Origin of the sequence: Mesorhizobium sp. M7A.F.Ca.CA.004.12.1.1, from assembly GCF_003997835.1 — a bacterium.
Classification (GTDB): Bacteria; Pseudomonadota; Alphaproteobacteria; order Rhizobiales; family Rhizobiaceae; genus Mesorhizobium.
Genome location: NZ_RZRK01000170.1, coordinates 1 through 9,562 on the forward strand (window position 1 = coordinate 1; position 9,562 = coordinate 9,562).

Annotated in this window: 12 protein-coding genes and 1 pseudogene; 5 read left to right on the top strand and 8 right to left on the bottom strand. The window is 61.2% G+C overall.

The features are described 5' to 3' along the window. Nucleotides 1-331 (top strand): nicotinate-nucleotide--dimethylbenzimidazole phosphoribosyltransferase (locus tag EN984_RS11605; protein WP_206517420.1); only part of this gene is annotated, 331 nt, incomplete at its 5' end. A 12-nt stretch (nt 332-343) separates the two neighbouring features. Here the strand turns inward: EN984_RS11605 and EN984_RS11610 are convergent. Continuing rightward, a complete protein-coding gene (locus tag EN984_RS11610) occupies nt 344-1,864 on the bottom strand; it encodes a HAMP domain-containing sensor histidine kinase (protein ID WP_127270826.1) in 1,521 nt (506 codons plus the stop codon). Between the two features lie 75 nt (nt 1,865-1,939). Here EN984_RS11610 and EN984_RS11615 point away from each other — a divergent pair, with 75 nt between their 5' ends. From EN984_RS11615 to EN984_RS11630, 4 genes are all read left to right on the top strand, one after another. Further along, nucleotides 1,940-2,560, top strand: coding sequence for a thermonuclease family protein (locus tag EN984_RS11615; RefSeq protein WP_127270829.1), 621 nt, complete (start codon nt 1,940-1,942; stop codon nt 2,558-2,560). A gap of 43 nt (nt 2,561-2,603) precedes the next feature. Beyond that, nucleotides 2,604-3,215, top strand: coding sequence for a glutathione S-transferase (locus EN984_RS11620; protein WP_127270831.1), 612 nt, complete (start codon nt 2,604-2,606; stop codon nt 3,213-3,215). After that, entirely contained in the window at nt 3,155-3,835 is a 681-nt protein-coding gene (locus EN984_RS11625) for a uracil-DNA glycosylase family protein (RefSeq protein ID WP_127270833.1), read from the top strand. Before EN984_RS11620 ends, EN984_RS11625 begins: the two co-directional genes overlap by 61 nt. A 108-nt stretch (nt 3,836-3,943) precedes the next feature. After that, a complete protein-coding gene (locus tag EN984_RS11630; protein WP_006205209.1) occupies nt 3,944-4,435 on the top strand; it encodes an Lrp/AsnC family transcriptional regulator in 492 nt (163 codons plus the stop codon). Between the two features lie 20 nt (nt 4,436-4,455). Here the strand turns inward: EN984_RS11630 and EN984_RS11635 are convergent, their stop codons facing one another. From EN984_RS11635 to EN984_RS38710, 7 genes and pseudogenes are all read right to left on the bottom strand, one after another. Further along, nucleotides 4,456-5,025 carry a DUF3299 domain-containing protein gene (locus tag EN984_RS11635; protein WP_127270836.1) on the bottom strand — a complete coding sequence of 190 codons (570 nt, stop codon included), beginning with the start codon at nt 5,023-5,025 and terminating at the stop codon, nt 4,456-4,458. Between the two features lie 132 nt (nt 5,026-5,157). Then, nucleotides 5,158-5,862 (bottom strand): DNA alkylation repair protein, encoded by a 705-nt coding sequence (locus tag EN984_RS11640; RefSeq protein WP_127270838.1) that lies wholly within the window; start codon nt 5,860-5,862, stop codon nt 5,158-5,160. A gap of 8 nt (nt 5,863-5,870) precedes the next feature. Continuing rightward, nucleotides 5,871-6,740 carry an NAD(P)-dependent oxidoreductase gene (locus EN984_RS11645; protein ID WP_127270841.1) on the bottom strand — a complete coding sequence of 290 codons (870 nt, stop codon included), beginning with the start codon at nt 6,738-6,740 and terminating at the stop codon, nt 5,871-5,873. 108 nt (nt 6,741-6,848) lie between these two features. After that, a complete protein-coding gene (locus EN984_RS11650; RefSeq protein WP_127270843.1) occupies nt 6,849-7,670 on the bottom strand; it encodes an ABC transporter permease in 822 nt (273 codons plus the stop codon). Next, complete coding sequence (locus EN984_RS11655) at nt 7,667-8,386, bottom strand: ABC transporter permease (protein WP_127270845.1); 720 nt, start codon at nt 8,384-8,386, stop codon at nt 7,667-7,669. The genes EN984_RS11650 and EN984_RS11655 overlap by 4 nt, the downstream gene beginning before the upstream one ends. A gap of 77 nt (nt 8,387-8,463) precedes the next feature. After that, nucleotides 8,464-9,249 carry an ABC transporter substrate-binding protein gene (locus EN984_RS11660; protein ID WP_027036615.1) on the bottom strand — a complete coding sequence of 262 codons (786 nt, stop codon included), beginning with the start codon at nt 9,247-9,249 and terminating at the stop codon, nt 8,464-8,466. A 157-nt stretch (nt 9,250-9,406) separates the two neighbouring features. Continuing rightward, nucleotides 9,407-9,562, bottom strand: a pseudogene (locus tag EN984_RS38710) (molybdopterin-guanine dinucleotide biosynthesis protein B); the annotation flags it as partial.

Here is a 9,562-nt window from a genome sequence, read left to right on the forward strand (position 1 = left end):
GCGCCGGGTCGGTGGCCGTGAATTCGCGGCGATCGCCGGCGCCATCCTTGCCGCGCGGATGCAGAAGATCCCGGTGCTGCTCGACGGATTGGCGGCGACGGCAGCCGCAGCGGTACTGCATGGCGTCAATCCCACAGCGCTCGAGCATTGCCTTCTGGCCAGCCTGTCGCCGGAACCCGCGCATGCACGCGCCGCCCAACGGCTAGGGCTGCGCCCGTTGCTTGATTTGGATATCAGCCATGGCGAAGGGGCAGGGGCCGCCCTTGCTGCGGGGCTGGTCAAGGCCGCCGCGCTGACCAGTTCGGGCATGGCAGCTGCGGTACGTGGCTAGAGTCTTGCCGGATTACCGTCGTCGAGCCGCCACCGCCGCGGTCGGCAGTGCCGGCAGTTCCTCCATCACCCGGCTGAGCGGGAAGATCGCGATCGCCTCGGTCCCTTCGCGCAGCTTGGAATGAAGTTCGAACTCGCCGCCATGCATGGCGAGCAGCCCTTGCACGATCGGCAGGCCAAGCCCGGTGCCTTGCTCGGCGCTCTTGATGGCAATGGAGCCTTGGCCGAAGGCGGAAAGCACGATCGGGATCTCGTCTTCCGGTATGCCCGGTCCGTTGTCCTTGATTGAAATGTATTGTCCGCCGCCCGCCGTCCAACCAACGCGGACACGGATTTCACCGCCGGTAGCGGTGAATTTTATCGCATTCGACAGAAGGTTGAGCGTGATCTGTCGCACCGCACGCTCATCAGCGAAAAGGCGCGGTAGCTCGTGCTCGAAATCCTGGACGACCCGGATATCCTTGTTGCGCGCCCTCAACTCCATCATGTGACAGCAGTCCTCGACGATACCAAGCAGCATCACCGGTTCTTCATTGAGCTGGTAGCGGCCGGCCTCGATGCGCGAAAGGTCGAGGATCTCGTTGATCAGGTCGAGCAGATGCTGGCCAGATTCGTGCACGTCATGGGCATAGTCGCGATAGGTGGGATTGCTCATCGGCCCCAGCACCTCGTTCGACATCACCTCGGAAAAACCGAGAATGGCGTTGAGCGGCGTGCGCAATTCGTGGCTCATCGAAGCGAGGAACCGCGATTTCGCCAGATTGGCGTCTTCGGCCCGCCGCCGCGCCTCGTCCGACATCGATTTCGCCGTCTCCAGTTCAGCGATCAGCGCATCCTTTTCGGAGCGGAACGACAACATCATCAGGGACGAGTGGTTGAGATGACGGGCCACATAGGCGAAGAACGGCAGAGAAACGACCAGCAGCGCGGCCATGATCGCCTCGACCGGCATCCATAGCTTGGCGCCGGCATAAGCGTAGAGCGCCACGGGAACGGCAAAGGTCGCCAACAGCGCCCCACGCAGAGACGAGGTCATCACCGCGGTCGCCGCCATGGCGAACAACAGCACCACGGCCTTGACGATGTGGAACGGATCGACCTCGCAGACGCTGCAGCCAAGCCACACGAACCATGCCCAGCCGAGACCGCACAGGAAATGGCCGATCAGGAATTCCCGTCCTGCTTGCGAAGGGTTGAGCTCGGAAGCTTCCGTGCGCTCGATGCGCCGCGCCATGAAGGCAACGATAGTGTAGCAGGTCAGGGTGAACAGCGCCCAGAGCCCGATCTCGTTGCCGATTCCGGCCAGCCGGCCGGCCGCCGCGATCGCCAGGACAAGAAGCGGGATGGCGATGGCGCCGCTGGTCATCGCGCGGGCATGGAGCTTCAGCAGTTCACGATCGAAATCGGGATTGCCGGCCTGCTGCGAAAGACGGTCACGCGTCTTGCGCACCGCGCGCGCCACATCGCTGTTGCGATGAGGTTTCCTGCGGTCCACAATGAACTTGTCCGCTGTGTTCGAGCGTTGCAAGGGCATCAAAACTTCAATTTATGCGAGCAGCGGTTTCCAAGTGTTAAGCTACGTTCGAATGATTAACCAACCGTTTGCCATATGAGCCGCTCATGGTCGCCAAGACCGCGCCGGAGATACGTTGCGCGCCCCAGAAGCCTGTGGCGCCGGCTGGTGGATTACGGGCTTGCCGTCATCATCCTCGGACTGCTGATCCTGCTGGCGGCCCGCCTCGACCGGGTGGAGACACGCAAGACGCAAGGCGTGGCAATCATCAACGACGGCGATTCGATCACGCTTGGCACCGAGCGTATCCGCATGCGCGGCATCGATGCTCCGGAATATACGCAGACCTGCCGCAAGAACGGTACTGACTATTCCTGCGGCACGCTTGCGCGCCAGTCGCTCGTTCGCCTGATCGCCGGCAAGCCCGTCTCTTGTACCGGCTGGCAACGTGATCGTTATGGCCGGTTGCTCGGCGACTGCACCGCCGGCGGCAAGGATCTCAACCGCGCGCAGGTCGAGGCGGGCTGGGCGGTTGCGTATGGCGACTTCGAGAGCGAGGAGGCCGTCGCCCGGGCGGGAAAGGCCGGCATCTGGGCGGGAACGTTCGACCAGCCGCAGAATTGGCGAGACAGCCGTCACGGCGAAGTCGTCGAGAAGAAGCACGGCACATTGGCCTCGATCGGCGATGCCGTCCGCGAGATTTTTCGCTTCTGGTGATGCGCGTCCTGAAAGCCGAACCGAGAACGAACAGGAGGATGGAATGAAACTCTTCGACGGTGGCCGAGCGCCCAACCCAAGGCGGGTCCGCGTTTTCCTGGCCGAGAAAGGCATCGAAGTTCCACAGGTGCCCATCGACATGGGGGCGCTGGAACACAGGCAACAGGCGGTCAGCTCGCGCAATCCCTTGCAGCGCCTGCCGGTGCTGGAACTCGACGACGGCACCGTCATCACGGAATCCGTCGCCATCTGCCGTTATTTCGAGGAACTGCATCCCGAACCGGCCCTGTTCGGGCGTGGCGCACTCGGCAAGGCGCAGGTCGAGATGTGGCAGAGGCGGATGGAATTCAATTTGCTCAGCTGCGTCACGCAGGCCTTCCGGCACACCCATCCGGCCATGAAGGAATGGGAAATCCCGCAGGTCTCCGAATGGGGCGAGGCCAACAAGCCGAAGGCCGTGGCGTTCCTCAGGCTGCTGGATGGAGAACTGGGCAGCCGGGAGTTCATCGCCGGTGACAGCTATTCGATCGCCGACATCACCGGCCTGATCGCTGTGGACTTCATGAAGCCGGCACGCATCAAGGTGCCGTATGATTGCGCGAATGTGTTGCGCTGGCATCAGGCCGTCTCCAGCCGGCCGAGCGCATCAGCCTGAGAATGACTGCCGAACTCGAAAACCTCGTCGCCAAGGTCCGCGCCTGTCGCATCTGCGTGGAAAATCCGGCCGGTAAGCCGTTGCCGCATGAGCCACGACCTGTGCTGCGCCCATCGTCCAGCGCCCGTATCCTGATCGCCAGCCAGGCGCCGGGGACCAAGGTGCATCTGTCGGGCATGCCGTTCACCGACGCCTCCGGCGATCGCTTGCGCAGTTGGCTTGGCGTGACGAGCGACGAATTCTACGACATCGAAAAATTCGCCATCGTGCCGATGGGTTTCTGCTTTCCCGGCCAGGATGCCAAGGGGGGAGACCTGCCGCCGAGGCGCGAATGCGCGGCGGCCTGGCGCGCGCCCTTGATGGCCTCGATGCCACGGATCGATCTGGTGCTGACAATCGGCATCTATGCGCAGTCCTGGCATATGGGTGCGGCGCGCCGGCCCTCCCTGACGGAAACGGTCATGGATTGGCGCTCCATCTGGGAGAATTCCGTCGGTCCGAAAGTGTTGCCGCTGCCGCATCCCTCGTGGCGCAACACCGGCTGGCTGAAGAAGAATCCATGGTTTGAAATGGATTTGCTGCCTTTTCTGCGTTCGGAAATCCGCTATCGCCTCGGCTGACCTTTCAGCAAGAAATCACTCGCTTTTTGCCCGATCAGCAGAATTCCTTTCTTGTGAAAGGCCTGGATAAGGCAGAGTATAGGCATTCTATTCCTTTGGGAGCACGATATGGATCGCCTCGATAGAAAAATCCTCCGCCTTTTGCAGGAGGACGCGACACTCGCGGTCGCCGACGTCGCCAAGAAAGTCGGGCTGTCGACAACACCTTGCTGGCGGCGCATCCAGAAGCTCGAGGAGGAGGGCGTCATCAAGCGGCGCGTTGCCATTCTCGACCATGAAAAGGTCAATGTGCGCGTCACCGTCTTCGTGTCGATCCGCACCAATTCGCACAGCCATGAATGGCTGCGGCGTTTCTCGGAAGTCATCCAGGAGTTTCCCGAGGTGGTCGAGTTCTACCGCATGAGCGGCGACGTCGACTATCTCCTGCGTGTCGTGGTGCCCGACATCGCCGCCTACGACGCCTTCTACAAGCGTCTGATCGCCAAGATCGAAATCCGTGACGTGTCGTCTTCCTTCGCCATGGAGCAGATCAAGTACACGACCGAAATCCCGCTCGACTACATGGTGCTGGACAAGGAATCGGGTGCCAACGCCGCCTGAGCTGCAGCAGGTTGTCCTGCTTAGTTCTTCTTTTTGTTGAGGAAACTCCAGGGAGAATTGACCGGCAGGGTGACGGTGTCCGGCACGCTGCCGACAGCGACCACATCTGCCTTGCGGACGCTGTAGCCAGACTGGATGACGCTGACGCCGTCGAGGATGAACAGCTGGCTCTTCTCCATGTCCGGCTTCAGCGCGCCGGTGACCGCGACAGGCTGATACGCCTCGGACATCTTGTAGGGACGAGCCGGCGTGACCAAGACAATCTGGTTGGGCGGGGGCGTCGGCATGTGGCTGCACGCACCCGTCCAGGGCACCAGCAGGAACTGATAGACAAGATCGCCATCGCGATCGACCGGCAATGCATAGCCGGCTAGCTGAATGCTTTTGTCCTGCAGGTTGAGGGACAGCGTCTCGCCGTGGTCGGGCAATTTTGCCGCGATCATCGGCAGCCCGACGTTTTCGGCGGCGGATTGCGTAGCCGGACGCAGATCCTTCCAGAATATGTGCGCGGTCTCGGCCGAGGCATCTGTGGCCGCGGACACAAACAATGCCGCTGCGAGCATTATGGTTGATTTCAGAGGATTGCTCATTGGCCCGCGTCCCTTTGAAGCTCAAGTAAAGACGCCGCTGTCAGCGACGTCAACGCTCCCGCCATCACATGTCGGCAGCCGCATCACATGTCGGCGAGATCCAGACATGCCGGAAAGCGGGTTTCCGCGCCGTCAGCCTTTCCTTGCGGCGATCCGCGCCAGCGTCTTGGCATTGGACAGCTCCCTTACCGCGTCCTTGCCGATCCAGCGCGCCGTCCTGTCGGTCGACTGCGCCAGCCGTTCGGCGACAGCCAGGGCAGCGCCGTGCATGTCCATCGATCGTTTGCCGATCGACCGAAGCGCCCAGTTCACGGCCTTCTTCACGAAATTGCGGCTGTCGTTCGCATGCGTTTCGATGATCGGCAGGAAGGAGAGGAAGGTCGCCCCTGGCTCCTTCTTCCGGTGGACGACGGACCAGGCCATCATGGCGAAGGCCGTGCGCCGAACGAACTCCCGCTCATCGGCCGCAAACTCGGCGATCAGTTCTTTCCAGGCGTCCGTATCGACAAAGAGATCCGAGACGCCGTCGACGATGTCCCAGGAGTCGAAACTAGCCGCCCATCGTCTTGCATCTTCAGCAGAAAACCGTTTCGAGTCAGCCGTGACGGAGGCGATGAACTGCGCCTCCATGATGCCGGTGTCCCATAGCTCGAAGGCGCGCTCGTGGTTGCGTTTGATCTTCCTGGCGATCTGCCGCTGCATGCCGTGCGTGATACCAAGTGCACGGTCGATCTTGATGCCGTAGCGCAACATGCCGAGGCGGTTCTCCTCCGATCCGATAGCGCGCAGATGGGCGACGATTTCTGCAGCACTGGATTGAGGCGAGAGCTCTGGCACCGCGGAACCTATTTTTCGAGACGGGCGAGCAGCGAGGACGTGTCCCAGCGCTTGCCGCCCATCGCCTGCACATCCTTGTAGAACTGGTCGACGAGTGCGGTGACCGGCAGTCTGGCGCCATTGCGGTCGGCCTCGGCCAGGCAGATGCCGAGATCCTTGCGCATCCAGTCGACGGCGAAGCCGAAATCATATTTGCCGGCGTTCATCGTCTTGTGGCGGTTCTCCATCTGCCAGGAGCCGGCGGCACCCTTGGAAATCACCTCTATCACCTTCTCGATGTCGAGCCCGGCCTTCTTGCCGAAATGGATGCCTTCGGCCAGGCCCTGGACGAGGCCGGCTATGGTGATCTGGTTGATCATCTTGGTGAGCTGGCCGGCACCGGCCGACCCCATCAAGCCGACCATGCGGGCAAAAGCGTCGATGACAGGCTTCGCTCTGTCGAAAGCGTCCTGCTCGCCGCCGACCATGACGGTCAGCACGCCGTTCTCGGCGCCGGCCTGGCCGCCCGAGACAGGCGCGTCGAGAAACGAAAAACCACCGACTTGCGCCGCCGCCGCCAACTCGCGAGCGACCTCGGCCGAGGCCGTGGTGTTGTCGATGAAGACCGAACCCTTCTTCATCGATTTGAAGGCGCCTTCCGGACCGGTCGTCACCGAACGCAAATCGTCGTCATTGCCGACACAGGAGAAGACAAAATCCTTGCCTTCGGCGGCCTGTGCTGGCGTCGCCGCAAGGCTACCGCCATGCTGGCCAACCCATTGCTCGGCCTTGGCCTTGGTGCGGTTGTAGACGGTGACGTCATGGCCGCCCTTGTTCTTCAAGTGCCCGGCCATCGGATAGCCCATCACGCCAAGACCGAGAAATGCAACAGATGCCATGAGCTTGCCCTTCAGAAACGGAATTTGCTGCGAGACGTCTAGGCTCTGCGCGCAATTCGTCAAGATGCGCAGGGCAGGATCGACTGGTGCAGCTGAATTTGAAAATAGTCAGCGTTTCAGGTGAACGGTGATCCGGCGCTCGATCCATTCGACGCCATGACGCAATATCTCGACCATCACCAGATAGACGAGCGCGACCCAGATATAGGCCTGGATGTCGAACGAGTTGGCGAAGGCGAGCTTGGCATTGCCCATCAGATCATAGACCGTGATGATGGCGACGATGGCGGAAGCCTTGACCATCAGGATCAGTTCGTTGCCATAGGGCCGCAAGGCGACGATCAAGGCTTGCGGCAGGATGATCTTGCGCAAGGTTTGCAGTTTGTGCAGGCCAAGCGATGCCGCCCCTTCCCATTGCCCTCTTGGCACGCTCTCGATGGCGCCGCGCAGGATTTCGGCCTGGTAGGCGGCGGTGTTGAGCGCAAACGCAAAGACGCCGCAATTGAACGCGTCCTTGAAAAAGTCCCAGAGGCCGATCGACTGGAGCTCGACCCTGAACGAGCCCAATCCGTAATAGACGAGATAGGTCTGGACCAGCAGCGGCGTGCCGCGGAAAAAATAGACGTAGCAATAGGCGAGGCCGGACAGGATCCGGTTCTTGGACATGCGCCCATAAGCGACGGGCACCGACAGAATCGCGCCGAGCACCATCGATATGGAAACCAGCGCGAGCGTAACCCCAAGCCCGCTCAAATAGGCGGGCGCATATTTGGCGAAGAACTCAGGGTTCCAGGCAAGAACCAGATAGCTGACGATGCCAATGCCGAACAAAATCCACAGGCAGACCAGCGCGTAACCGGCGATACGCCTGCGCGGCCAGCCGCGAGCCCGTGGCGGCGGACGTTCGACCATTGCGGCCGTGGCGCTCAACGCTGCGCCTCCTGCCGGCCAAGCGAGCGCAGAATAGCGCTGGTGGCGAAGGACGACAGGACGGCCAGGCCAAGAAAGACCAGCGAGGCGACACCGAAGAACAGGAAAGCATGCTTGGTGACGCGGGCGGCAATGCTAGCGTTACGCAGCGTCTCGGCCAGGCCGACGACCGACACCAGCGATGTGTCCTTGAGCAGGCTGAGCCAGCAGTTCTCCAGGCCGGGGAACGCGATGCGCAGCAGCTGCGGCACGATCACCTTGCGCATGGTCAGCCAGTTCGAAAGACCAATGGCATAGCCGCCTTCATACTGGCCTTTGGGAATGGCGCGGAAGGCGGAAAGAAAAACCTCGCTGGCATAGGACGAGAAGATCAGCGCAAGCACGATCATGCCGGCGACGAAGCTGTTGACGTCGATGGTGGTGTCCGGCCGGAAATACCTGACGAGATGCTGCAGCAGGATCGGCATGCCGAAGAAGAACAGGAAAAGCGTCACCAACTCCGGCAGGCCGCGAAAGACCGTGGTGTAGATGTTGGCGGCAAGGCGCAGCGAGGGTTCTTCGGACTGCTTGGCGAGGGCAATGAAAAAGCCGATCGTCAATCCGATGGGCAGCGTGGCAAGCGCAAGCGCAATGGTGATCAGTGCGCCATAGGCAATATCGTCAAGCCAGCCTTCGGGTCCCCAACTGAGAAGTGTCCATATGCTCTGGGCTGGCATTGGCCGGTCTTATCTCCACGGCATTCCTGAGACGAATAGAAAGACGGCGGGGAAATTCCCCGCCGTCTTGACCTTTATCAGGACTCGGCGCCATAGACGTCGAACTTGAAGTACTTGTCGTTGATTTCCTTGTATTTTCCATTGGCGCGAATGGCGTCGATGGCCGAGTTGAGCTTGTTGACCAGGTCGGTTTCGCCCTTGCGCACGGCAATGCCGGCGCCAGGCCCGAAGATCTCGACCGGCTGCGGCGACGGCTGGCCGAGGATCTTGCAGCAGGCGCCATCAGGCGAATCCAGAAACTGCTGCAGCACGACGATATCGTCCTCGATGGCGTCGAGACGGCCATTGGCAAGATCTGCCTGCTCCTCGGGGCTGCTCGGATAGCCCTTCACGGTGCTGTCAGTGTAGGTCTTCGAGGCATAGTTGAAATGCGTCGTGGTGGTGGCGACGCCGATGGTCTTGCCGGCGAGATCTTCCTTGGTCACGCCTTTCAGCGTACTGTCCTTCGGCACGGCGAGCGCCGACGGCGTGTTGTAGTATTTGTGCGAAAAATCGACCTTTTCCATCCGCTCCGGCGTGATCGACATCGAGGCGACGATGGCGTCGAACTTGCCGGCCTGAAGGGCGGGAATGATGCCGTCCCAATCCTGCGCGACGAAGGTGCACTTTACCTTCATCTCATCACAAAGCGCCTTGGCGATGTCGATGTCGAAGCCTACGAGTTGGCCATCGGCGGTAAGGTTGTTGAAGGGCGGGTAGGCGCCTTCGGTGCCGATCCTTAGGGTCTTTTCCTGGGCCTGGGCGACGCCGAGCGTCAGCAGCGCGGCCGATGCGGCAAGCGCGATACGCAGTGAAATACGCATGATGGTCCTCTCTTTATGGTCCCGGCCGTCGTTCCGAACGGCTCTGTGGGGCGGTGCTTTTGACCGCCCGCTGGCGCGATACTCCCACTCTTTCCAAGAAAAAAGCAACTGCAAAACCGTAAAAATGGGCAAGGCTATTCTGCCGTTGCGTCAGCGCTCAAGCAACGAGCCCGGTGGTGCGCTCGATGAAGTCGGCTATCGATTTTGCATCGTCGAGATCGAATACCGGCAGCTGCTCGCCTTCAATCGCAAAATCGGCTGCGACAGCGACGATGTTGGGATCCTCCGCCGAAAGCGGCGTGCGGTCCTTCGC

What these genes read in the sequence shown, in the direction of transcription:
- EN984_RS11610 (WP_127270826.1), bottom strand. Translation starts at nt 1,864, where the DNA reads ATGCCCTTGCAACGCTCGAACACAGCGGACAAGTTCATTGTGGACCGC.
- EN984_RS11615 (WP_127270829.1), top strand. Translation starts at nt 1,940, where the DNA reads ATGAGCCGCTCATGGTCGCCAAGACCGCGCCGGAGATACGTTGCGCGC.
- EN984_RS11620 (WP_127270831.1), top strand. Translation starts at nt 2,604, where the DNA reads ATGAAACTCTTCGACGGTGGCCGAGCGCCCAACCCAAGGCGGGTCCGC.
- EN984_RS11630 (WP_006205209.1), top strand. Translation starts at nt 3,944, where the DNA reads ATGGATCGCCTCGATAGAAAAATCCTCCGCCTTTTGCAGGAGGACGCG.
- EN984_RS11635 (WP_127270836.1), bottom strand. Translation starts at nt 5,025, where the DNA reads ATGAGCAATCCTCTGAAATCAACCATAATGCTCGCAGCGGCATTGTTT.
- EN984_RS11645 (WP_127270841.1), bottom strand. Translation starts at nt 6,740, where the DNA reads ATGGCATCTGTTGCATTTCTCGGTCTTGGCGTGATGGGCTATCCGATG.
- EN984_RS11655 (WP_127270845.1), bottom strand. Translation starts at nt 8,386, where the DNA reads ATGCCAGCCCAGAGCATATGGACACTTCTCAGTTGGGGACCCGAAGGC.
- EN984_RS11660 (WP_027036615.1), bottom strand. Translation starts at nt 9,249, where the DNA reads ATGCGTATTTCACTGCGTATCGCGCTTGCCGCATCGGCCGCGCTGCTG.